At 61.0% G+C, this 21,790-nt stretch carries 19 protein-coding genes; 9 read left to right on the top strand and 10 right to left on the bottom strand.

Translation table 11 applies throughout. From position 1 onward, the window contains the following. The first annotated feature begins 10 nt into the window (after window positions 1-10). The 5 genes from ACIOYV_RS07660 (at window position 11) to ACIOYV_RS07680 (ending at window position 5,595) form a co-directional block, all read left to right on the top strand. A complete protein-coding gene (locus tag ACIOYV_RS07660; protein WP_401322390.1) occupies window positions 11-970 on the top strand; it encodes an amidohydrolase family protein in 960 nt (319 codons plus the stop codon). Then, on the top strand, window positions 963-1,907 hold the full coding sequence (locus tag ACIOYV_RS07665; protein WP_401322393.1) for an amidohydrolase family protein: 945 nt from the start codon (window positions 963-965) through the stop codon (window positions 1,905-1,907). Before ACIOYV_RS07660 ends, ACIOYV_RS07665 begins: the two co-directional genes overlap by 8 nt. Window positions 1,908-1,938: 31 nt before the next feature. Beyond that, window positions 1,939-3,516: an aldehyde dehydrogenase (NADP(+)) gene (locus ACIOYV_RS07670; RefSeq protein WP_401322395.1), complete on the top strand. Its 1,578-nt coding sequence runs from the start codon at window positions 1,939-1,941 to the stop codon at window positions 3,514-3,516. A gap of 123 nt (window positions 3,517-3,639) precedes the next feature. Beyond that, entirely contained in the window at window positions 3,640-4,212 is a 573-nt protein-coding gene (locus ACIOYV_RS07675) for a PPC domain-containing DNA-binding protein (protein WP_401322397.1), read from the top strand. A 75-nt stretch (window positions 4,213-4,287) separates the two neighbouring features. Next, window positions 4,288-5,595, top strand: coding sequence for an OprD family porin (locus ACIOYV_RS07680; protein ID WP_401322400.1), 1,308 nt, complete (start codon window positions 4,288-4,290; stop codon window positions 5,593-5,595). A gap of 420 nt (window positions 5,596-6,015) precedes the next feature. On the opposite strand, the gene ACIOYV_RS07685 is transcribed toward ACIOYV_RS07680, so the two are convergent. Together ACIOYV_RS07685 and ACIOYV_RS07690 are read right to left on the bottom strand one after the other, a co-directional pair. Then, window positions 6,016-6,954, bottom strand: coding sequence for a pyridoxal-phosphate dependent enzyme (locus tag ACIOYV_RS07685; protein WP_401322403.1), 939 nt, complete (start codon window positions 6,952-6,954; stop codon window positions 6,016-6,018). 112 nt (window positions 6,955-7,066) lie between these two features. Continuing rightward, window positions 7,067-7,858 (bottom strand): SDR family oxidoreductase, encoded by a 792-nt coding sequence (locus tag ACIOYV_RS07690; RefSeq protein ID WP_054615218.1) that lies wholly within the window; start codon window positions 7,856-7,858, stop codon window positions 7,067-7,069. A gap of 125 nt (window positions 7,859-7,983) precedes the next feature. On the opposite strand from ACIOYV_RS07690, the gene ACIOYV_RS07695 reads away from it, so the two are divergent. Continuing rightward, window positions 7,984-8,922, top strand: a complete 939-nt coding sequence (locus ACIOYV_RS07695) for a GlxA family transcriptional regulator (RefSeq protein WP_401322407.1) — start codon at window positions 7,984-7,986, stop codon at window positions 8,920-8,922. Between the two features lie 201 nt (window positions 8,923-9,123). Beyond that, entirely contained in the window at window positions 9,124-9,783 is a 660-nt protein-coding gene (locus ACIOYV_RS07700) for a methyltransferase family protein (RefSeq protein WP_401322410.1), read from the top strand. 118 nt (window positions 9,784-9,901) lie between these two features. On the opposite strand, the gene ACIOYV_RS07705 is transcribed toward ACIOYV_RS07700, so the two are convergent. The 7 genes from ACIOYV_RS07705 to ACIOYV_RS07735 all read right to left on the bottom strand — a co-directional run bounded on the left by ACIOYV_RS07705 (window position 9,902) and on the right by ACIOYV_RS07735 (window position 18,256). After that, window positions 9,902-10,570, bottom strand: a complete 669-nt coding sequence (locus ACIOYV_RS07705; RefSeq protein ID WP_401322413.1) for an HAD-IA family hydrolase — start codon at window positions 10,568-10,570, stop codon at window positions 9,902-9,904. A gap of 97 nt (window positions 10,571-10,667) precedes the next feature. Beyond that, window positions 10,668-11,075, bottom strand: coding sequence for a response regulator (locus ACIOYV_RS07710; protein ID WP_054052744.1), 408 nt, complete (start codon window positions 11,073-11,075; stop codon window positions 10,668-10,670). 112 nt (window positions 11,076-11,187) lie between these two features. Then, entirely contained in the window at window positions 11,188-12,795 is a 1,608-nt protein-coding gene (locus tag ACIOYV_RS07715; protein WP_401322416.1) for a GMC family oxidoreductase, read from the bottom strand. A 151-nt stretch (window positions 12,796-12,946) separates the two neighbouring features. Further along, window positions 12,947-14,164, bottom strand: coding sequence for a mandelate racemase/muconate lactonizing enzyme family protein (locus tag ACIOYV_RS07720; RefSeq protein WP_401322419.1), 1,218 nt, complete (start codon window positions 14,162-14,164; stop codon window positions 12,947-12,949). Between the two features lies 1 nt (window position 14,165). Further along, window positions 14,166-15,485, bottom strand: coding sequence for a nitrate/nitrite transporter (locus tag ACIOYV_RS07725; RefSeq protein WP_401322421.1), 1,320 nt, complete (start codon window positions 15,483-15,485; stop codon window positions 14,166-14,168). A 191-nt stretch (window positions 15,486-15,676) separates the two neighbouring features. Continuing rightward, entirely contained in the window at window positions 15,677-17,101 is a 1,425-nt protein-coding gene (gene aldA, locus ACIOYV_RS07730) for an aldehyde dehydrogenase (RefSeq protein WP_401322640.1), read from the bottom strand. 222 nt (window positions 17,102-17,323) lie between these two features. Then, entirely contained in the window at window positions 17,324-18,256 is a 933-nt protein-coding gene (locus ACIOYV_RS07735) for a LysR substrate-binding domain-containing protein (RefSeq protein WP_290029010.1), read from the bottom strand. A gap of 421 nt (window positions 18,257-18,677) precedes the next feature. Between ACIOYV_RS07735 and ACIOYV_RS07740 the strand changes: the two genes are divergently transcribed. Continuing rightward, window positions 18,678-19,913, top strand: a complete 1,236-nt coding sequence (locus ACIOYV_RS07740) for an MFS transporter (RefSeq protein WP_401322425.1) — start codon at window positions 18,678-18,680, stop codon at window positions 19,911-19,913. On the opposite strand, the gene ACIOYV_RS07745 is transcribed toward ACIOYV_RS07740, so the two are convergent. Further along, the gene (locus ACIOYV_RS07745) at window positions 19,851-20,765 is read right to left on the bottom strand and encodes a LysR family transcriptional regulator (protein ID WP_401322427.1); all 915 of its coding nucleotides are present in this window, start codon (window positions 20,763-20,765) and stop codon (window positions 19,851-19,853) included. The two genes, ACIOYV_RS07740 and ACIOYV_RS07745, sit on opposite strands and share 63 nt — an antisense overlap. A 116-nt stretch (window positions 20,766-20,881) precedes the next feature. Here ACIOYV_RS07745 and ACIOYV_RS07750 point away from each other — a divergent pair, with 116 nt between their 5' ends. Continuing rightward, complete coding sequence (locus ACIOYV_RS07750) at window positions 20,882-21,763, top strand: phytanoyl-CoA dioxygenase family protein (RefSeq protein WP_401322430.1); 882 nt, start codon at window positions 20,882-20,884, stop codon at window positions 21,761-21,763. Window positions 21,764-21,790 lie beyond the last annotated feature (27 nt).

A 21,790-nucleotide genomic window follows, 5' to 3' on the forward strand; every position in this document is an offset into this window, starting at 1 on the left:
GGACGCCCCCATGATCACGCTGCACGAACGCAATGGCTTGCCGAACCTTGCCGCCGAGGATGCGCTGCCGATTGTCGATGCTCACCATCACTTGTGGGACCTCGGTAACGGTCGTTATCCGTGGTTGCAGGACGAGTATCACGAGGGGTTTTTTCTCGGCGACTATCACAGCCTGTGCCGTGATTTCTTGCCGGAAGACTTCCTCGCCCTGACCAAAAAGCAACGGCTGATCGGCACCGTACACGTCGAGGCCGAGCGGGCGCGAAATGAGCAAGTCGCCGAAACCCTGTGGCTGGAACAGGTCAACGCGCGCTACGGCTTCCCGAATGCCATCGTCGCCCACGCCTGGTTCGATCGCGAAGACAGCGCCGAGATTCTTGCGGCCCAGGCTGCGCGGCCACTGGTGCGGGGGATTCGTTCCAAACCGGTGACCTCGGCGTCGCCGGATGTCTCGATTGCCGGCGCTCGCGGCACCATGCAGGACCCGAAATGGCTGGAAGGTTTTGCACGGCTGGCTGAACACGGTTTGTCCTGGGATTTGCGCGTGCCGCCTTGGCATCTGGCGGAAGCCGCCGAAGTGGCGGCGATGTTTCCGCAGATCCAGATCGCCCTGAACCACACCGGTTTCGCCTGGGATCGCAGCCCCTCGGGCATGGCGCGCTGGCGCGAGGGGCTGGAAGCGTTGGCGATGCAGCCCAACGTGCATATCAAGCTGTCGGAGTTCGGCCTGAAGGATTCACCCTGGAACTATCAGGACAATCGCGTGGTGGTGATCACGGCGCTGGAGATATTCGGCCCCGAGCGCTGCATGTTCGCGAGCAATTTCCCGGTCGCCGGGTTGCGCGCATCCTACGACACGATTGCCGATGGCATGGCAGCGATGCTCGCACCACTGGGGCGTGCCGTGCAGGAAGCGGTGTTCGCCGGCAATGCTCAACGGTTCTATCGCCTGGAGCCACAACATGGATGACTGGCGCGCACGCTTTCTGGCCAGTGGCGACGACGCGGACCTGCCGATCGTCGACGCCCATCAGCATTACTTCGATATCGATGTCCATTACTACCCGTGGCTCAACGACCGCCCCTTGCGACCGTTTCGCTATGGCGATTACTCGTCGATCTGCCGCACCTTTTTGCCCCAGGATTATCGTCGGCTGACCGGCCAGCATCGCATCGTGCAAACGGTAGTGATCGAAGGTGAATGGGACCCCGCAACTCCGGCCGATGAAGTGAGTTTTATCGAGTCTTTGGCGCAAGACGAGCCGACCCTGGCAACCATGGTCGGGCAGGCCTGGCTGGATCGCGAGGATGCACCGAGCCTCTTGCGTGAGTACGGCAAACACCCACTGGTACGCGGCGTGCGCCACAAACCCACGGTCACCACCCGTGAAGACTGGCGCGAAGATTTCGTGGCGCCGGGCTCCATGCGTGATCCCCGTTGGCGCGAAGGTTATGCCCGACTGGCCGAATACGGCCTGCACTTCGAGTTGCAGGCGCCGTGGTGGCATTTGCCTGAAGCGGCGGAGCTAGCCAGGGACTTTCCCGACGTGACCATCGTGGTCAATCACACGGCGCTGCCGGCGGATCGCTCGGCAGAAGGTTTGGCTGGTTGGCGCGACAACCTGGCGCTGCTGGCCCGCGAGCCAAACATCGCCCTGAAGATTTCCGGTATTTGCATCCCCGGCCAGGCATGGCCCATCGAGGCCAACCGCGTGGTGGTGAATGACGCGATTTCGATTGTTGGTGTCAGTCGCTGCGCGTTTGCCAGCAACTACCCGGTCGATGGCGTGGTGAACAGCCTGAGCGAAGTGTTCGACGGTTTCAAAACTATCGTCGGGGATCGCTCCCGCGCTGATCGGCTCGCCCTGTTTCACGATAACGCCCGACGCATTTATCGGCTCACTTGATCCCTATCTGAACAGCCCTTAAGGAGTTCCCATGTTTGAAGTTTCAGGCCACAACTACATCGCCGGCGCTCGCTCGGCACGCGGTTCGAATACCGTGCAAAGCCACGACGCCAATACCGGCGAAGCGCTGCCGTATCGGTTCCATCAGGCGACCGTGGAGGAAGTGAACGCCGCTGCCGAAGCAGCGGCCACGGCGTACCCGATATTCCGCAATCTTTCTGCCGCCCGACGTGGCGAATTCCTCGATGCCATCGCCACCGAACTGGAAGCGCTGGACGATACCTTCATCGCTTTGGTCTGCCGCGAAACCGCCCTGCCCGCCGGGCGCATTCAAGGTGAACGGGCGCGCACCAGCGGCCAGATGCGCCTGTTCGCCACAATGCTGCGCCGGGGCGATTTCTACGGTGCGCGCATCGACCGCACCCTGCCGGACCGCCAACCGCTGCCGCGCCCGGATCTGCGCCAGTACCGCACCGGCCTCGGCCCGGTCGCGGTGTTCGGCGCCAGCAACTTCCCGCTAGCCTTTTCCACGGCTGGCGGTGACACCGCTTCCGCCCTCGCCGCCGGTTGCCCGGTAGTCTTCAAGGCCCACAGCGGGCACATGGCGACTGCCGATTACGTGGCCGATGCGATCACCCGTGCCGCGCGTAAAACCGGTATGCCCGAGGGCGTGTTCAGCCTGCTCTACGGCAGCGTCGGTGAGGCATTGGTCAAGCACCCGGCGATTCAAGCCGTAGGCTTTACCGGCTCGTTGCGCGGTGGTCGGGCCCTGTGTGACATGGCGGCGGCGCGGCCGCAACCGATCCCGGTATTTGCCGAAATGAGCAGCATCAACCCGGTGTTGCTGATGCCCGCAGCGCTCAAGGCTCGGGGTGAAAAAATCGCCAGCGAACTGGCGGCTTCCGTGGTGTTGGGCGCCGGCCAGTTCTGCACCAATCCCGGTTTGGTGCTGGGCATTCGCTCGCCGGAGTTCAGTGCGTTCCTCGAACGTTTTGGCGCGCTGATGGGCGAGCAAAACCCGCAGACGATGCTCAATACTGGCGCGTTGAAAAGCTATTGCCACGGCTTGGACAACCTCCACGCACACGCCGGCATCACCCACCTGGCCGGCGACGCACAACAGGGCAATCAGGCGCGACCGCAGTTGTTCAAGGCTGATGTCAGCTTGTTGATTAACGGTGATGAGTTGCTGCAAGAAGAGGTCTTCGGCCCTACCACCATCGTGGTCGAAGTCGCCGATCACGCCGAGTTGCTCCGGGCGCTTCACGGTTTACGCGGTCAATTGACCGCGACCCTGATTGTCGAGGATTCGGAACTCGACACTCTGGCCGAAGTGCTGGCCCTGCTGGAGCAGAAAGTCGGGCGCGTGCTGTTCAACGGTTATCCGACTGGCGTGGAAGTCAGCGATGCGATGGTGCACGGCGGGCCGTATCCGGCGACGTCGGATGCGCGCGGCACGTCGGTCGGCACGCTGGCGATCGATCGATTCCTGCGGCCGGTGTGCTACCAGAATTGCCCGGACAGTTTGTTGCCCGAGGCATTGAAAAACGCCAACCCGCTGGGCATTGCCCGACTGGTTGACGGGGTCAGCACCCGCGCGGCGCTGTAAGCAATTCAGACCTAGTAACCACTAACAAACCAGAGCAACTCCCGCGCCTGTTGAAAAACAGGCGTCGGACACGCTCGTCCCAAAAACCGCTGTAGCCATAAAAACAACAACAGAGGAACACCGATGAAAGTTCAACTTCACCCGACACTGCGCTTGTCCAGATTGATGTTGGCGCTCACCGCAGCCGTGCTGATCAATGCAAGCGTTTCTCAACTCGCGGTGGCAGAAACCGCACCCACCGCGACGGCAGCGCCCATGCAATGTGCAACTGAAACCACACCGCGCTACACCAAGACTCCCACCGGTTACCTCATGGTGCTGCGCATGGGCGACAACGCCTTCAAGGAGCTGACCAAACTGGCCATCGCCGAGAAGATCCCGAGCGCTTCCATCAGCGGTATCGGCTTCGGCAATGTGAAGTTCGGCTTCTGGAACAAGGATAAAAAAGACTTCGACGCCAAGGTCTTCAGCAACGTCGAGATGGCCAGCATCACCGGCTCCGTGGCCTGGAAGCACGACCAGCCTTCGATCCATATGCACGGTGTCGCCGGCGACGCGACCTTCCAGGCCTATGGCGGCCACATCCTCGATTTCGACGTGACCACCGGTTCGATGGAAATCACCGTGATCGTGCACCAGCGTCGCCTGGAGCGCGGGATTGATCCGTGCATTGGCGCCAACGTCCTGGGTATCTGACGCAAGTTCCAGGCTCCCGCAACTGCGGGAGCCACCCTCCTGAATTCGAATTACAAAAAAATAGGGGCGATTTAGATGAGCAACAAAAGCACGGTTGTAACCCTCGCGTTGGGCGCCATTGCATTGAGCACCCAAGCAAACGCGGACTTCCTGAGCGATAGCAAAGCCACCCTGGGCCTGCGCAATTTCTACTTCAATAATGACAACCGCGACGGCACTGCCACCCCTTCGAAAACCGAAGAGTGGGCGCAGGGTTTCATGCTGGATTACAAGTCCGGCTACACCGATGGCGTGGTGGGTTTTGGGGTTGATGCGCTGGGTTTGATGGGCGTTACGCTGGACAGCGGCAAGGGCCGGCATGTGGGCAGCTCGATGATTCCTTCGGACACCGATAACAGTGCGGTCGATCAGTGGAGCCGGCTGGGATTGACCGGCAAGGTCAAGGTGTCGAAAACCGAACTGCGCCTGGGCACGTTGATGCCGAAGCTGCCGATCCTGGTGTCCAACGACGGGCGCCTGCTGCCGCAGACCTTTGAAGGTGGGCAGATCACTTCGGGGGAGTTCAAGGACCTGATGTTCACCGGTGGTCGAATCGAGCACGCGACAGGCCGGGGTTCAAGCGACCAGACCGGGCTGGCGGCCACTGGCGGTACGCGGGAGAGCAATGCGTTCGACTTTGCCGGCGGCGACTGGAAAGTCACCAAGGACCTGACTGCGCAGTACTACTACGCCAACCTCGACAACTACTACACCCAGCAGTTTTTCGGCCTGATCCACACCTTGGCGATTTCGGAAGGTCAGTCCCTGAAAACTGACTTGCGCTACTTCAAGACCGATTCGTCCGGGGCCAACAGTTCGGGCACGTCGGGCTACAAGATCAGTGGCTACACCGAGGGCGGTGATGGCGAGATCGACAACAAAACCTGGAGCGCGGCGCTGATCTACAGCCTCGGTGGCCATGCGGTTACTGCCGGTTATCAAAGCGTGTCGAGCGGCAGTGGTTTTACTCAGCTGAATCAAGGCTCCTTGCCGGACAAAGGTGCTGCCGGGGTCAGTCTTTATTTGTATACCGATCGCCTGATCCAGACGTTTACCCGCGCGGGTGAGCGCACGTCGTTCGGACAGTATGCGTATGACTTTGCGGCGCTGGGGGTGCCGGGGTTGAAAGCGTCGGTCATGTACCTGAGCGGGGACAACATCAAGACGGTTTCTGGCGACAACCAAAAGGAATGGGAGCGGGATATCAGCCTGGATTACGTCCTGCAATCAGGCGCGCTGAAAGGCGTCGGGTTTGGCTGGCGTAACGGCAAGTCGAACAGCGAAGCGTCCCGCAACCAGGACCAGAACCGGCTGATCGTGAGCTACAGCATCCCACTGCTGTAGGAGCGAAGCTTGCTTGCGAAGGCGTCGGCACATCCAGCATCTTCGCTGACAGTTACACCGCTTTCGCGGGCAAGCCTCGCTCCTACAATTGATATGGGTTGAACCAGATATCTGTGAACAACCCACCCCCCCTGTAGGAGCGAGGCTTGCCCGCGAAGAGGCCATCACATTCAGCCCCCATATCGCCTGACACACCGCCTTCGCGAGCAGGCTCGCTCCCACATTAAATCTCGAGTGGATGCAGGACTTGTGATCAGCCTTAATCCCCTGTGGGAGCGAGCTTGCTCGCGATAGCGTCCGCACATCCAAAATCAATGTAGCTGACCCACCGCCATCGCGAGCAAGCTCGCTCCCACAGGGGGGGGCTTTGGTGGATGCAAAATTTGTGTTCGCCAGTCATTTATGTGGGAGCAGGCTTGCTCAGTTCGGCCTTTTTTCCGCAGCGCCCGATGTACGCGCCCACCCCGCCACCAATTGTGCGGTGATGCTGACCCCGCCGCACACGATGATTACCACGTCATGGGCCTCGGCAATCGCTGGGTGATCGAGGTACGCCACCGCCAGTGACACGCCGCATGCCGGTTCAACCAACTGGCGCAAGTCGCTGGCGTAACGGACTACGCCCATGATTGCCTCATCGTCGCTGAGCACTACGCATTCGTGGGGGAAGTCGCGAATATGCTCCACCGGCCACGCCGCCACTTGGGCCGCGCCGAGGGAGGTGGCCACCGTGCTGATCCGCGCCAGCCGCACCGGGCGCCCGGCTTCGACGGCGGCGGCAAACGACGCCGCGCCTTCGGTCTCGCAGGCGACGATCCGGCAATCCATGCGTTTGTGGCGGATCAATCCAGTGAGGATCCCCGCCAGCAAACCACCGCCGCCGACCGATGTCACCACCACATCGACCTCGGGGCAATCCTGAAGAATTTCATCAATCATCGTGCTGTGGCCTTCCCAGAGAACAGGATGATCGAACGCCGGCACGTATTCAGTGTTCGCGCCCCGCGCCAATTCCTTGGCCCGTTGATTGGCTTCGTCCCAGATTTTGCCGTGGACCAGCACCTCGGCCCCAGTCTTGCTGATCCGCAAGCGGGTGCTTTCAGGGGTGGTGTTGGGCACGACGATGCAGGCTTTCAGACCCAGACGAGCAGCGGCCACAGCGGTAGCAAACCCGGCATTGCCACCGGACGGACACACCACTTTGCGTTTGCCCTGGGCCGCAGCCTGGCTGCACAAAAGCCCCATGCCGCGCAGTTTGAACGAACCGCTGGGTTGCAGGTTTTCCAGCTTGAGCCAGATGCGCCGGGTTGGCGTGGACAGGGTCGGGTGCAGAATCAGCGGTGTTCGGATGTGCAGCATCGAGGGCTCCTGGCGACACCCAGAGCCCGTCGAAATCCTTCAACGAGCCCAGGATGAAAAGGTGAATGGGCCTTATCCAAGCTTAGTTCACCCCTGCCCCTGCCCGACCTTTTCAACGATAACGCGGTGCCGCCGTGGAGTGCCCGAACAGCCCCGACAGCGCCCGGCGTTGAGCCTCGTAAGCGTCCCACTTGTCGCCTTCATGCAGGCTCGGAATCGTCACCACTTCGCCCTGGGCCAGCCCGGCCAGTGCAGCATCGACCATGTCCTGGGCCGACATCACGATCTCTTGCGGCAGGTTTTCCACCGGGTTGCCGGCCTCGCTCCAGAAGTCGGTGGCGGTGGCGCCGGGTAACACGGCCTGGATGCGAACGCCTTTATCGGCCAGTTCATGATGCATCGACTGACTCAAGCCAAGCACAAAGGCCTTGGTCCCGCCGTACACGCCGTTGAGGATTTCCGGGCCGATGGCGACGATCGAGGAAATGTTGATCACGGTCCCCGCGCCACGGGCGACGAAACCCGGCACCACGGCGTAGGCCAAACGCATCAGCGCGGTGACGTTGAGGGTGATCATGTCTTCCATCTCGTCCACCGGGCTGCCGAGCAACGGCATGACCCCGCCGACCCCGGCGTTGTTGACCAGCAAGGTAATACTGGCGTCAGTGCGCAGGATGTTTTCGACCCGTAGCAGGTCGGCCTTGTCTTTCAGGTCGGCGGCGACCACTTCCACGGCGCGCCCGGTTTCGTTGCTCAAGTGGTTGGCCAGGGCGTTTAATTTACTTTGGCTGCGGGCGACCAGGATCAGGTCGTAGCCTTGCCGGGCGAGACGGTCGGCGTAGACCGCGCCGATGCCGGAAGATGCGCCAGTGATCAGGGCGGTGCCTTTGGATGAAAGTGCCATGTCGCGTTTCCTTCACAGTGAGGGCGATAAGCTCGCCGGGTGTGAACAGTTATAAAGCGACTGACACGAGTCTCAAATGACGTTTAAAGTACGTTTTCGGGACATGACCTTTTGAGGACACAAAAATGACTTCCGTGGCGTTTGTGGTGTTCGAGGGTTTCCAGTCCATGGCGCTGGCAGCCATGCCGGTGTTCGAGTACGCCAATTTCAGCGCCGGCGAGACCCTGTATGAAGTCAGCGTATTGTCCGAAGATGGCCGCACATTGCGCGCTTCCGGCGGCTTGAGCGTCGGCACTGAGGCGTTTGATCAACGGGTGTTCGACACGGTGATTGTGGTCGGTGGCGACGCGATTCTTGAGCAGGCGCCCGAGGCGGTGCTGAGTTATGTGCGTGACAGCGTAAAAACCGCGCGGCGCACGGCGTCGATTTGTTCCGGGGCATTCGTGCTGGCTCAGGCCGGGTTGCTTGAGGGACGCCGCGCCACCACCCATTGGGCGTACGCGCGGGAGTTGCAAGCGCGGTTTCCGACGATCAAGGTCGAGGAAGACCGGATCTTCGTGATCGACGGTTCGATCTGGACTTCGGCAGGCATGACTGCCGGTATCGACCTGGCGCTGGCCATGGTCGAAAAGGACCACGGCGCCGAACTGGCCCGGGCCGTGGCGCAGAAACTGGTGATGTACCACCGCCGCGCAGGTGGCCAGTCGCAGCACTCGGCATTGCTGGAACTGGAGCCAAAATCCGACCGTATCCAGACCGTGCTCGGTTATGCCCGGGAAAACCTGGCCTCGGCGTTGTCGGTGGAGCAACTGGCGGACGTCGCGCGGCTCAGTCCAAGGCAGTTCAGCCGGGCGTTCCGCGCCGAAACCGGGCAATCGCCGGCCAAGGCCATCGAGAACCTGCGCCTGGAAGCGGCGCGGCAGCTGCTGGAACGCGGTCGATTGACCCTGGATCAGATTGCCGAGGAAAGCGGTTTCAGTGATCGGCGAAGGATGCGCGAAGCGTTCCTCAGGGCATACGGGCAGCCGCCGCAAGTGATTCGGCGCAACGCCAGATCCGCATGACCCTGCTGCTGGTGATCTGAAGCCCGACACCAAACCTGTGGCGAGGGAGCTTGCTCCCGCTGGGCTGCGCAGCGGCCCTTAAAATCTTGTGAGCGCTACGCACTCAAGCGGGAGCAAGCTCCCTCGCCACAAGAGCCCCTCATCAATCCCCCCGCCCCAGACGCTATCTACACTTGTCTTATGTAGCCTGTGGAGCTAGCCATGAACATCTCGCCCAAACTGGCATTTTTCGCCGTCGTGTCCACCCTCGCCTACCTCGGCCTCGCGGTGTGGGGATTGGGTGGGTTTGCGACGTTCTTTTCCCACGGTTCGCTGGTGGTGGTGGCGTTGGCGACTGTGGTGATGGCGATTGCTTCGCTGTTCACCGAGGTCAACCTGAGTTCCGGCGAACGGGAAGACCGGGCCAATCGCTGGGTGCTGCCGGTGTTCGGGATTATCGGGTTGCTCAGCGGGTATTTGCCGGCGTACACCGACCGCATCGATTTCTGGACCTTCGGTGGCGAGGGCGTGCGTTGGCTGGGTGCGCTGCTGTTCATTGTCGGCGGTGCATTGCGCTTGTGGCCGGTGTTTGTGCTGGGCAAGCGTTTCAGCGGATTGGTGGCGATTCAGCCGGGGCATACGCTGGTCACCGACGGGATTTACCGCACCTTGCGCAATCCCAGTTACCTGGGGCTGATGGTCATTGGCATTGGTTGGGCGTTGGCGTTTCGTTCGGTGGTGGGGTTGATTCTCGCGGCGTTGACGTTGATTCCGTTGATCGCGCGGATTCACTCCGAAGAGGCGCTGCTGCGGGCGCAGTTTGGGCGGGAGTATGAGGATTATTGTGGCAGGACCTGGCGGTTGCTCCCAGGCATCTACTGACACACCTCGATCACTGTGGGAGCGGGCTTGCTCGCGAAAGCGGTGGGTCAGCCTCTATCAATGGTGACTGACACGACGCCTTCGCGAGCAAGCCCGCTCCCACAGGGGAATGGGTTGGTCAGGAAGAATGCACGCGGATTCGGCCATCGGCATCGGTGCGAACTTCGGCTGATGCGTAATCAGCCATCGTGTCATGCGGCGTCTGGATCGGATGATCATGCGTCGACGTAATCACCAGCAAATCAGCCTCCGCCGCTTCAGCCGCCTGAATCCCCACGGTGGCGTCTTCAAAAATCAGGCACTCCGTCACTTCAACGCCTAACCGCTGGGCCGCCAATCGATAACCGGCCGGATCCGGCTTGCCCGCTTTCACGTCCTCGGCCGTGACCATCACCGCAGGCTCGGGAATCCCCGCCGCCGCCATCCTGCGCAACGCCAAGGCCCGCGGTGCTGACGTGACAATCGCCCACTGATCAGCAGGCAACGTCTTCAGAAACGCAGCCGCGCCAACCACCTCGACAATCCCTTCCACGTCCTCGATTTCCGCCTCGGTAATAAACGCGGCCTCAGCCTCGGCATCCAGCCCCGGCAAGCCTTGGCGGTTGATGGTGTCGATGGCGCGCGCGCCGTGAATCGTCGGCAGGAATTTCGCGACATCGATGCCATGGCGCAACGCCCACGCCGTCCAGATTCGCTCGGCGGCGGCGATGGAGTTGAGGACGGTGCCGTCCATGTCGAACAGAAAGGCGCGGTATGACGTGTTGAAAACGGATTTTTGAGCAGGCAAAAGACAGCTTCCTATCGCAAGGGGCCAGGCAGGTGTGTCGAGCAATGTACCACCGACAATCGATCACAATCGACGTAGCAGCTGCCGAAGGCTGCTCCTACAGAGGACGATGTGTCTTCAGAGCCCCCTCCACGCAATCGAGTAATTGCCCCAATGCCCACGGTTTCTTGATGAACGAAACCGAATGCCGCACCCCGGCGCTTTCCGGGGTTTCGAAGCCGGACATGATCATGATCGGTTTTTCCGGCCAGCGATCACCGAACTCATTGGCCAGGTCCGCGCCGTTGCGCTTGCCGGGCATCGTGATGTCCGTCAGTAACAGCATGACCTTACCCGCGTGTTCTTCCAGGTACAGCGTCGCCGCATCCGCGCTGATTTGCGGCTCCACGACAAAACCTTCTTCCTGAAGAATTTCGCAGAGAAACTCCAGAATCAGCGGGTCGTCCTCCACCACCAGTATCAAGCCGCCAGGTAACGACTCGCCCGCCATTGTTATTGGATTCATGACCTGACCACTCCCTGATTGCATAAATGATTTCGCAGCTCAAATCTGCCACCTATCAGGTATGAGCGGCGGACTGAGCGGAAATTCATTTTTGATACAAGCCAAGTTGAAATCAGGCGTCCTGCAGGATCAGATCGGCGCCCTTCTCCGCCACCATCAGCACGGCGGCGTGGGTATTGCCGCTGGTCACGTTGGGAAAAATCGATGCATCGACAATGCGCAATCCGTCAATTCCGTGAACCTTCAACCGTTTGTCGACCACCGACTGCTGGTCATCCGCGCCCATCGCGCAGGAACCGCACAGGTGATAAATCGAACCGCTGTTTTCGCGAAAGTACTGCAACATCTGTTCGTCACTTTCGACCACTGGTCCCGGCAACACCTCGGCGACGGTGATGCCCTTGAGCGCCGGCGCCTGCATGATCTTGCGCATCAGTCGACTGCCCTGGATCACCTCGTCGATGTCCTTCTGCGTGCTCAGGTAGTTGGGATCAATCAGCGCCGCGTCCCGTGGATTTTTCGAGGCGATCTCGATATGCCCGCGACTGGTGGGCCGGCACGGGTTAAAGCACAGCAGGAAGCCTGAATATGGCTCGGGCTTGAGGCTGGCCTTGTTGTTTTTCGGAATCTGGTACGACAGCGGGTTGAAATACAGTTGCAGATTCGGATTGGCCTGGGTGTCATCACCCCGGAAGAAGCCACCGGCCTGGTTGACGCTCATCGCCAGCGCGCCCTTGCGGGTCAGCAGGTATTTGAGCCCGAGCTTAAACTGGCCAAACAGCGAACTGAGCTGATCGTTGAGGGTCGGGATGTTGGCCTTGTAGTAATAGCTGGCGCACAGGTGATCCTGCAGATTCTGCCCCACCGCCGGCAGGTGCTTGACCAGCGGGATTTGATGTTTGGCCAGCAGAGCCTGATCAGCGACGCCGGACAATTGCAGGATCTTCGGCGTGTCCACGGCCCCGGCACAGAGGATCACTTCCTTGCGCGCAGTGAAGGTGCGGACCACGCCGTGCTGGGTCACGGAAATCCCGGTCGCCCGCTCGTTATCAAACAAAACCCGATCCACCAGGGCGTAGTGCTCGACCGTCAGGTTCGGTCGGCTGAGCGCCGGGTGCAGGTGCGCGAAGCTGCTGGAGCAACGCTGGCCATCCTTGGTGTTGACGTCGTAGATGCCCGAGCCTTCGAATTTCGGGCCGTTGAAGTCGTCGCTATGCGGGTAACCGAGTTCGTCGCAGCCCTTGAGGAAAACGTCGCAGATTGGATGGGTCTGGCCCTTCATCGGGGTGATGCTGATCGGGCCGCTGCCGCCGTGGTATTCGCTGTCGCCCAGCGGGTGGTTTTCCAGTTTGCGGAAGTACGGCAGCACGTCCTTGTAGCCCCAGCCGTCGTTGCCGTTGGCCGCCCAGTCGTCGAAGTCATGGGCCTGGCCACGGACGTAGACCATCGCGTTGATCGAGCCGGAACCGCCCTGCACCTTGCCGCGCGGGGCGTAGATTTCGCGGTTGTTGAGTTGCTTTTGCGGCTGGCTGTAGTACATCCAGTTGAAGGTCGGGTTGTAATACATTTTCGCGAAGCCGACCGGGATCTTGAACCACAGCGAGCTGTCCTTGCCGCCCGCTTCCAGCAGCAGCACCGTGTACTTGCCCGAGGCCGTGAGGCGATTGGCGAGGATGCAGCCGGCGGCGCCTGCGCCAGCGATGATGTAGTCGTATGTCATGTAAGTCGTTGTCCAAATAAAACCGTCATGCGCAAAACCTGTGTAGGAGCGAAGCTTGCTCGCGAAGGCGTCGTGTCAGTCATCATTGATAGTGGCTGACCCACCGCTTTCGCGAGCAAGCTTCGCTCCTACAGGGGATGTGCCATTTCCGTCAGCCCCTGGCCGGCGATGTGTCTTTGACGTCAGCCGGGGTCGGCGCCATTTGCAGGTGCAAACGCTCGCCGGTGTACGGCGAATGCCGACGCACCACGTCCATGTTCAGCTCAACCCCAAGACCCGGCTCGGTGGACGGGATGATGTAGCCGTCCTCCCATTGCAGCGGTTTGGTCAGCACTTCGGCGTGGAAACCACCCCAGGTCATGATGCTTTCCTGAATCAGGAAGTTCGGTGTGCAGGTCGCCAACTGGAAACTCGCCGCCGCGCCAATCGGCCCGTTGTAGAGATGCGGCGCGATTTGCGCGTAATAGGCCTCGGCCATGCTCGCAATTTTCTTGGCTTCCAGCAGACCGCCGCAGCGAGCGACGTTCATCTGCAAAATCGACGCGCCGCCGGCCTGCAACAGCTTGAAGAATTCGTACTTGGTGGTCAGCCGTTCGCCGGTAGCAATCGGGATCGACGTCTTGGCCGCGACTTGCGCCATGGCCTCTTCCTGGCCCGGCGGCACCGGTTCTTCGAACCACAGCGGGTCGTATTTCTCCAGGCGCTTGGCCAGGCGAATCGCCGAGGACGGGACCATTTGCCCGTGGGTGCCGAACAGCAGGTCGCACTTGTCGCCCACCGCTTCGCGGATCTTGCGGCAGAAGGTTTCGCAGCGTTCCAGCACTTCCAGCGAGATCTGGTGCCCGGAGTACGCGGTGTACGGCCCGGCCGGGTCGAACTTCACGGCGGTGAAGCCTTTATTCATGTTGGCGATGGCGCATTCGGCGGCCAGGTCCGGGTCGTCGTAGTCGTACTCGCCTTTACTGTTGACCGGGTACAGGTAGGTGTAGGAACGCAGGCGTTCGTTGACCTTGCCGCCGAGCAATTCGTAGACCGGTTTGTTCGCCGCTTTGCCGATGATGTCCCAGCAGGCCATCTCCAGGCCGCTGACCACGCCCATCATGGTCAGGTCCGGACGCTGGGTGAAACCACTCGAATAGGCCTGGCGAAAAAAGCGCTCGATGTGATGCGGGTCGTGGTTGAGCAGGTAGCGTTCGAACACGTCTTCGATGATCGGCAGCATGGCTTTGGGGCCGAAGGTCGCGGCGTAGATCTCGCCCACGCCTTCGATGCCGCAATCGGTCTTGAGCTTGACGAACAGCCAATACATGCCGCCGATGTGCGGTGGCGGTACGGCGACGATATGGGTTTCAAGGGCGACGATTTTCATCTCAGGCACCTGTTTTTTTCGAAGATTGACGATTGATTCGGGCGCGCAAGGTCAGGGCCGCAAGGGTCCCGAGCAGGCCGACGAAGGCGATGTAGCCGAAATACAGTTTGTAACCAAAGGCACCGGGGAAATGCTCGGTGAGGTAGCCGTTGATCAAGGGAATAAAGGCGTCCGGCAGGTAACCGACCACCGAGACAATGCCGATGGCCAGGCCGGTGATGCGCAGCGGAATGTTGCAGGTGTCGAGGATCGCCCAGTACAGACCGCGAATCGCGTAGGTCATCAGGCCGATGAAGATCACCGTGCCGATCAGCAAGCCCATGCTGTTGAGCGCCGGGAACACGATCAGGCCGACCATCGCCAACGTCGCGAGGAACAGCGCCACGATCAGCACCGAGATATTCGAGAACTTGTCACCGAGCCAGCCGCCGCCGATGCCGCCAATCGGGCGCATCCACAGCTTGATGGTGGTGATGGTGCCGGCCATGACCGCAGTCATCCCGCCGCCCTGCAGATAATCCGAGAAACTGTAGGTGGCCCAGAAGATGTGGTAACCGCAGAACACGATGGCGGTGACCAGCCACAGTTCAGGGATTTTCACCAACGTCGCCAGGTCGCTGAGCAGGTTGTACTTGCCCTTCTCCACCGCCCCGGTGTCGTCCATCGACTTCGGGTCCTTGATCAGCACCAGCACACAGCCGATGGCGATACAGGTGAAGGCGTAGAGGTAAACCACGTGCTTGAAACCTTCAGCGGCGGACTCGCCACGGGTTTCGGTGGCGAAGGCAAACAGCCCTAGCGCGACCGTGGCTAGCAACGCTTCCACCAGCCCGCGACCGCCATCGAGGATGCCGAAGAACCGGCCCTGTTCCGTGTGATGGGCGATCATCTTCACGCGCTTGAGTACCGAGGCCCAGAACGTCAGGCCGGTAGTCAGGCCCCAGCAACCGAAGATGATCATCAAACCGGTCATCGACGGCGCGGTGGAGTACCACAGGCCCAAGGCGCCAGTGGCCACCAGCGAGAAAAAGATCAGGAAACGCGGGGCAATCCGGTCCGCCAGCCAACCGCTCGGCAAGTAGCTGAGCAGGAAAATCGTCCCCAGCATCGAGTACAGATAACCCAGCTCGCTGTGGTTGATCTGGAACACTTCGAGCATGGTGGTCTGGTAGACCTGGCGCAGGTACAGGATCGGGTAGATCGCACCGGCGGCCAGTACCAGCAGCATCAATTGGATGTAGCGACTTCCCTTGTCACTGTGGCTTTTTGAACCCGCGTTCGAATCCTGAACAGCGGCAACAGTGGTTGCAGGCTTGGACATCGAGTAGACCTCTGGCGCCCAGTGGTCTGGGCGCTCTGATAATTGTTTTTATATATCTCAGGTGTACTCAGGCCTTTGTGGGAGCGGGCTTGCTCGCGAAAGCGGTGGATCAGGCCATTGATGTATCGACTGACACACCACCTTCGCGAGCAAGCCCGCTCCCACATAAGCGAGAGGGTGCTGCACGTGGATCAATAGTTCATAACGACCAATCGGGTCTGGGTGAACTCAAGCATGCCGTGCTTGCCGTCATCACCGCCCAGGCCGGAACGTTTCCAACCGGCGTGGAAGCCCTGGTACGGGTCGGCCGGGGTGCGATTGACGTACAACTCGCCGGCCTCGATAGCGTTGGCGACTTTCATCGTGGTGCGGTAGTTCTCGGTGTACAGCACCGAGGACAGGCCGAACTGATGATCGTTGGCCATGGCCAGCGCTTCGTCGATGTCGCGGTACTTGAGCACCGGCAGCACCGGGCCGAAGATTTCTTCCTGGATGATTTCCATGTCCTGGCGGCAGTTGCTCAGCAAGGTCGGCGGGTAGAAATGACCGTGGCCTTGCGGGATAAAACCGCCTGTTTCCAGTACAGCACCGTCGGCGATGGCGCGCTCGACCATGGCGTGGATGTTCTGCCGCGAACTGGCGTTGACCAACGGGCCCATCAGGCTGGCGTCGGTGGCGCGGTCGCCGAACTGCACGGCACTGATCTTGGCTTTGAGCAGTGCAAGGAACTGGTCGTAGACGCTTTCCTGCACGTAGACCCGCTCCACTGCCGTGCACAACTGGCCGCAGTGGGTGGTCTTGGACGCGACGATGGCGCTGGCGGCGGCTTCAAGGTCGGCGTCAGCTTCGATGATCGCCGGGGTTTTGCCGCCCAGTTCAAGCGATGGCTTGGCAATGTTGGCCTTGCAGTAATCGAGCACGATGCGCCCGGCGTTGACGCTGCCGGTCAGGGTAATCAGACCGACGGCTTTGTGGCTGCAAACGGCGGCGGCGGTGGCGTGGTCCATGGTCAGGATATTCACCACCCCGGCCGGCAAACCGGATTGCTGCACAGCCTTGGCGATTTCAAACGCCGAGGTCGGGGTGTTGTTGCTCGGGCGCACCACCACGGTATTGCCGGCAATCAACGCCGGGGCGATTTTGCGCAGCAAGGTGTAGACCGGGTAGTTGAACGGAATCAGGCAAGCGACCACGCCGATGGGTTCGCGGTGCAGAAACAGGTTTTCGTTGGGACTGTCGCTGGGAATGATCTCGCCTTCGATCCGCCGCGCCCACTCGGCGTGGTAACGGGTGATCTGCGCGGCGTAGCGGGCTTCGTTGCTGGCGTCGCTGACACTCTTGCCGGATTCGGCAGCCAGGGCTGCACCGATATTCTCGGCGCAGGCGTCCAGGGCGTCGGCGAATGCGCGCAGGTGCTCGGCGCGTTCGATGCTGGTGAGTTTGCCCCAGAGCTTTTGGGCAGCGGCTGCGGCGTCTACGGCAGCGGTGGCTTCAGCACCGGTGGCCGCTGAGACGTGGCCGACCAAGGCTTCGGTCGCCGGGTTGTAGACTGCAATCAGCGCTTCGCTGGCAGGCTCAATGAAGTGACCGTTTACAAAGTTTCGCTCGAGTCGCATGTGCATCGCCCATCGTTGTTTTTATCCAGTTCCCGCAGTCTTGGCATCCGGGGCGGGTTGAACAAACGATTTATTGAGCGGGGTAACATTCAAAAAATGCAGGTTACTCATTTCCTTGTAGGAGCGAGGCTTGCCCGCGAAGGCGTCAGAACATTCAACATCGATGTTGACTGACACGACGTCTTCGCGGGCAAGCCTCGCTCCTACAGGGGGTGTGGATGTCTAGTTGGCGGCGGTGGACGGTTCGAGTTGGCGTTGCGCCAACCAGATTTCTTCCTGCAACCACTGGCTGAACACCTGCAATTGCGGATTCAGGGTCTGCTCCGGCCGGGTCACCAGCCAGTAGGATTGATGCCCTTCCACGTGCACGTTCAGCACCTGGGTCAACTGCCCGCTGGCCAGTTCCGGGGCGACCATGTGCCAGTCGGCGATGGTGATGCCCAAACCGTCAGTCGCCGCGCGGATCGCCAGGTCCAGCAGGTCGAATTCATAACCGCCCTGGGTGTCGACGCCGCTGATTTTCGCCGCATCCAGCCAGTGTTTCCAGGTCAGGTAGCGCTGGTCTTCCCGAGCCAGTACGTGCAGCAACGTCAGGCGATTGAGGTCGATGCCACCCTCGCTCCACTCCCGTGAATACAGTGACGGCGCGCACACCGCGATGTGCCGTTCCTGAATCAGCAGCGAGCTGTCCAGCCCATCCCATTCGCCATCGCCAAAACGGATCGCACAGTCCAGGGTGCTGGTTTCCGCCAGGCTGTCTTGCAGACGGGTGGTAATGCTCAACTCCAGTTCCGGGTGCTTCTCGCGCAGGCGTCCCAGGCGCGGCATCAGCCAGCGGCTGGTGAAGGTCGGCGGCGCGTTGATGTGCAGACGATTGGCGTGGGATTTCTGCTGGATGCTGCGCACCGTCAGCTCGATCTTGTCGAAAGACTGGTGCAACGCCCGCAGCAACACCCGGCCAGCACTGGTCAGTTCGAGGTGATGATGCCGTCGTTCCAGCAGGTTTTCGCCCAGCTGTTCTTCCAACTGACGGACCTGCCGACTGACCGCGCTCTGGGTGACATTGAGCAACTCAGCCGCCCGGGTAAAGCTGCCGGTGCTGCCGGCCACTTCGAAGGCTTTGAGCGCATTGAGCGCGGGCATTTTGCGTTTCATGAAGAGGACTCGCGCAAGGGCTGACGAGTGCCAAGCATCCCACGGCTTGGGGGAAATTTCCTGAGTAACATGCATTTTTGTGTTGTGCGGGGTGATTTGGACAGCATCACCACACCCTGTAGGAGCGAGGCTTGCCCGCGAAGGCGGCTGGCCTGCCAACATCTGGGTTGAATGTGATGACGCTTTCGCGGGCAAGCCTCGCTCCTACAGGGATGGGGGTCGGTTTTGGCCCTGTCATTGTCGCTCACGCATAAATAGCATGAGTATTTCGCCGCACACTCATGACTATTAAGCACTGGCTGTTTTCTTTATATAAACGCTAGTCTGCTTTTAATTAAACACAGCAATACACCGCCGCACTTACATAGGGCGAAACGTTCAACTTCGCCCCATCCTGTTGCAATTAATCCGAGCGGAATATATGTCACCCACTGTTAATTCACCCGCCAGAAGTATTGGCCTATTGGCGCTCATCTTCACGGCCTGTAACGCCACCACCCACGGTTTCAGCATTTTCCTGTATTCGGCGTTATTACCCGAAATCCGCCAGGCGTTCGAACTGAGCTACAGCCAGGCTGCGTTTATCGCGGCGCTATTGCAGCTGTTTTATATGGGCGCGTCGATTGCCAGCGGCATCGCGGCGGCGTGGATCAGCCCGCGCAACATGGTGCGCCTGACGATGGCCTTGAGCCCGGCGCTGCTGGCCCTGGCCGTCGCCACGCCATGGGTGCTGCCGTTTGCGCTGTGCCTGGCACTGGTTTCGGCGTGTGCGGTGTCGAACTGGAACGCGATCGCGGCGCTGGCCAGCGAGGTGATCCCGGCCTCCCATCGCAGCCGCGTTCTGGGGCTGGCGTCTTCCGGGGCGGCGTTTGCAATTTGCCTCAACGGCGTGTTGATCGCTTTGCTGCACGGTATCTCGTTGACGCACTTCTGGCTGATCTGCGCCGCGCTGACGTTGATCGTCACCACACTGACCTTCTGGGCCCTCGCCCCGCTCGCTAAACAGCAAGACCTCAAGCCCGGCAGCCCGCCTTCATTGCGCCGGGTCCTTCGGCAATGGCTGCACCTGTGCCTGGAGCACCCGGTGGCGCTGCATATTCTGCTACTCAGTGCTTTTATCGGCGGGATCAGCGGACCGTTCCTCAACTTCCTCTCAGCTTTCGCCAGCGAACGCCTGGGCGCCACCGCGCAAATCACCGGTTCACTGTGGACGCTGATTGGCATCGGCGGCGTTGTCGGTGGTTTGCTCCTGGGTGCATTGGCGGATCGCTGGGGCGCGTTGCGGGTCATGGCATTGAGCATCGGCGCGTTCGGCCTGGCGATGCTGGCCCTGCTCTGGCAGCCGAGCCTGGGCCTGACCTGGCTGGCGGCCGGTTTGTTCGCGCTGTTCTATTTCCCGGCCTGGGGTTTGATGGCCGCCTACCTCAGCGCACGCTTGAATCCGGTGCAGAGTCTGCAAGTGGTGAGCCTGAGCATGGTCGGTTATGGCCTGGGCAGCGCCACCGCCAATTGGCTGTGCGGCTGGCTGCTGCAAGCCACCGGGCAGTTCGCCCTGGTGCACGGCTGGATCGCCTGCTGGGTGGCGGCCAGCCTGTTATTGCTGGGGTTGATGGCCCGTCGCCAATCCCGCGAGCCCGCGCTCGGCCAGCCACTCTGAACGGCTCAACTCGCGGCTGAAAATCTCCACCAGCGCCTCGACCGCCGGCGCCTGAGACTGAGCGGAACGCCAGAACATCAACTGCGCCGGGTCGATCGGCGGGAAGCCCTGCGCGTCATCCAGTACCTGCCAACCCGGCGGCACCAGGCGTCGCGCCGTAACGCCCACAGACTGGCCCTGCTCGATGGCGATCCCGATGCCCCGCGGGCTCTGGCTGGTGTAAACCACATGCCACGGCCGCCCGGCCTCGGCCAGCGCCCGCACCGCGTTGGCCCGGAAGGCGCAGCCCTCGGCGTACACCGCCAACGGCACCGACTCGCCCTCGCCAGCGCACCACCCTTCAGCCGCCACCCACGCCAGCGGCTCGTCGCACAGGTATTCCCCCGGCTGCAGATTGGCGTGCTGCACACCCAGCACCAGATCCAGTTCGCCGCGCTGCAAACGGCCGACCAGCGCGGTCGACATCTCGCAACAAATGTCCGGCCGCACCTGTGGAAACTGCGCCTGAAAGTCGCGTAGCACCCCGGCCAGGCAGAACTGGGCGTAATCCTCGGGCACGCCGACGTGAATGCACACGTGCTCGTCGGGCTGCTGCACGGCGTTGATCGCATCGGCGTGCAGCTTGAGGATCTGCCGGGCGTAGATCAGAAAGGTTTCGCCGCCGGGGGTCAGGCTCACCGAACGACTGGTGCGTTGCACCAGCGGCGTACCGACGATTTCTTCCAGCCGCTGCAAACTTTGACTGATGGTCGATTGGGTTTTATGCAGGCGTTCGGCGGCCGCGGAAAATCCGTGGCATTCGATAATCGCGACAAAGACTTTAAGTAAGGTCCCATCCAGTTCGCCTGACATAACTATCGCCCCTGCCGATGGATTCGATCACAACTTGTAATTTCCACTTCGCACCTCTTTAAGCAACTATCGATTCAACGCCAAACACTGTTAATTGATAGTTCCAGGAGACTTGCATGAGCCTTCAACTTGCCGACGCCGAAGTGGGCGATATCAGCGACATCATTAATACCGAGTTGTACCCCATACATGATTCGGGCCATGTCCAATTGCAGGCGCTAATCGAACACGCCCGCGCCGAACTGGCCGAGGACGGCTGCTGCCTGCTGAAGAATTTCCTGCGGCCCGAGGCGCTGGAGCAGGCCCGCGCCGAAGGCCAGGCGCTGTCGGGCAAGACGTTTTACTCGGTGCGCAAGGTCAACGCCTACTTCACCGAAGACGACCCCGCCCTGCCCCAGGATGACCCGCGCCGCACATTCATGGAGCGCACCAGCGGCTTCGTGACCCGGGACATGATCGCCCCGGACGCGATCATTCATCGCTTGTACGTCTCGCCGATGGTGAAGCGCTTTATCGGCGCCTGCCTGAACGAACCGGAGATTTTCGAATACGCCGACCCGTTCGCCGGCCTGGTGATCAACGTCATGCCCCACGGCACCGAGCAGCCCTGGCACTTCGACACCAACGAATTCATCGTCAGCATGATGACCCAGAAGCCCGAGGCCGGAGGCTTGTTCGAGTACGCGCCGATGATCCGCACCCGCACCCAGGAAAACCTCGGCGCGGTGGGCAAAGTCGTGCGCGGCGATGACCGCAGCCGCGTGCAGGAACTGGAACTCAACCCCGGCGATTTGCAGATCTTCAAGGGCCGCTTCTCGGTGCACCGGGTGACCCGTGTCGAGGGCGCCACCGAGCGTAATACAGCGATCTTCGCCTACTCGGAAAAGCCCGGGATCATCGGCCGCGCCCAGCGCACCAAGCAGCTTTACGGACGTCTGTCCGAAGCCCACCTGCAAGCCGAACGCAACCTGGTGCGCAGCGACCAGTTGCTCGACTGATTCGCCCAAAAATTCCTAGAAAAAACC

Origin of the sequence: Pseudomonas sp. NPDC087342 (assembly GCF_044744265.1) — a bacterium.
In the GTDB taxonomy this organism is placed as follows: domain Bacteria; phylum Pseudomonadota; class Gammaproteobacteria; order Pseudomonadales; family Pseudomonadaceae; genus Aquipseudomonas; species Aquipseudomonas nunensis.

Excerpts from the sequence above, each read along its gene's own strand:
- ACIOYV_RS07665 (WP_401322393.1), top strand. The coding sequence starts at position 963 with ATGGATGACTGGCGCGCACGCTTTCTGGCCAGTGGCGACGACGCGGAC.
- ACIOYV_RS07750 (WP_401322430.1), top strand. The coding sequence starts at position 20,882 with ATGAGCCTTCAACTTGCCGACGCCGAAGTGGGCGATATCAGCGACATC.
- ACIOYV_RS07700 (WP_401322410.1), top strand. The coding sequence starts at position 9,124 with ATGAACATCTCGCCCAAACTGGCATTTTTCGCCGTCGTGTCCACCCTC.
- ACIOYV_RS07675 (WP_401322397.1), top strand. The coding sequence starts at position 3,640 with ATGAAAGTTCAACTTCACCCGACACTGCGCTTGTCCAGATTGATGTTG.
- ACIOYV_RS07695 (WP_401322407.1), top strand. The coding sequence starts at position 7,984 with ATGACTTCCGTGGCGTTTGTGGTGTTCGAGGGTTTCCAGTCCATGGCG.
- ACIOYV_RS07735 (WP_290029010.1), bottom strand. The coding sequence starts at position 18,256 with ATGAAACGCAAAATGCCCGCGCTCAATGCGCTCAAAGCCTTCGAAGTG.
- ACIOYV_RS07740 (WP_401322425.1), top strand. The coding sequence starts at position 18,678 with ATGTCACCCACTGTTAATTCACCCGCCAGAAGTATTGGCCTATTGGCG.
- aldA (WP_401322640.1), bottom strand. The coding sequence starts at position 17,101 with ATGCGACTCGAGCGAAACTTTGTAAACGGTCACTTCATTGAGCCTGCC.
- ACIOYV_RS07745 (WP_401322427.1), bottom strand. The coding sequence starts at position 20,765 with ATGTCAGGCGAACTGGATGGGACCTTACTTAAAGTCTTTGTCGCGATT.
- ACIOYV_RS07685 (WP_401322403.1), bottom strand. The coding sequence starts at position 6,954 with ATGCTGCACATCCGAACACCGCTGATTCTGCACCCGACCCTGTCCACG.
- ACIOYV_RS07690 (WP_054615218.1), bottom strand. The coding sequence starts at position 7,858 with ATGGCACTTTCATCCAAAGGCACCGCCCTGATCACTGGCGCATCTTCC.
- ACIOYV_RS07680 (WP_401322400.1), top strand. The coding sequence starts at position 4,288 with ATGAGCAACAAAAGCACGGTTGTAACCCTCGCGTTGGGCGCCATTGCA.
- ACIOYV_RS07725 (WP_401322421.1), bottom strand. The coding sequence starts at position 15,485 with ATGTCCAAGCCTGCAACCACTGTTGCCGCTGTTCAGGATTCGAACGCG.
- ACIOYV_RS07710 (WP_054052744.1), bottom strand. The coding sequence starts at position 11,075 with ATGAATCCAATAACAATGGCGGGCGAGTCGTTACCTGGCGGCTTGATA.
- ACIOYV_RS07720 (WP_401322419.1), bottom strand. The coding sequence starts at position 14,164 with ATGAAAATCGTCGCCCTTGAAACCCATATCGTCGCCGTACCGCCACCG.
- ACIOYV_RS07660 (WP_401322390.1), top strand. The coding sequence starts at position 11 with ATGATCACGCTGCACGAACGCAATGGCTTGCCGAACCTTGCCGCCGAG.
- ACIOYV_RS07670 (WP_401322395.1), top strand. The coding sequence starts at position 1,939 with ATGTTTGAAGTTTCAGGCCACAACTACATCGCCGGCGCTCGCTCGGCA.
- ACIOYV_RS07715 (WP_401322416.1), bottom strand. The coding sequence starts at position 12,795 with ATGACATACGACTACATCATCGCTGGCGCAGGCGCCGCCGGCTGCATC.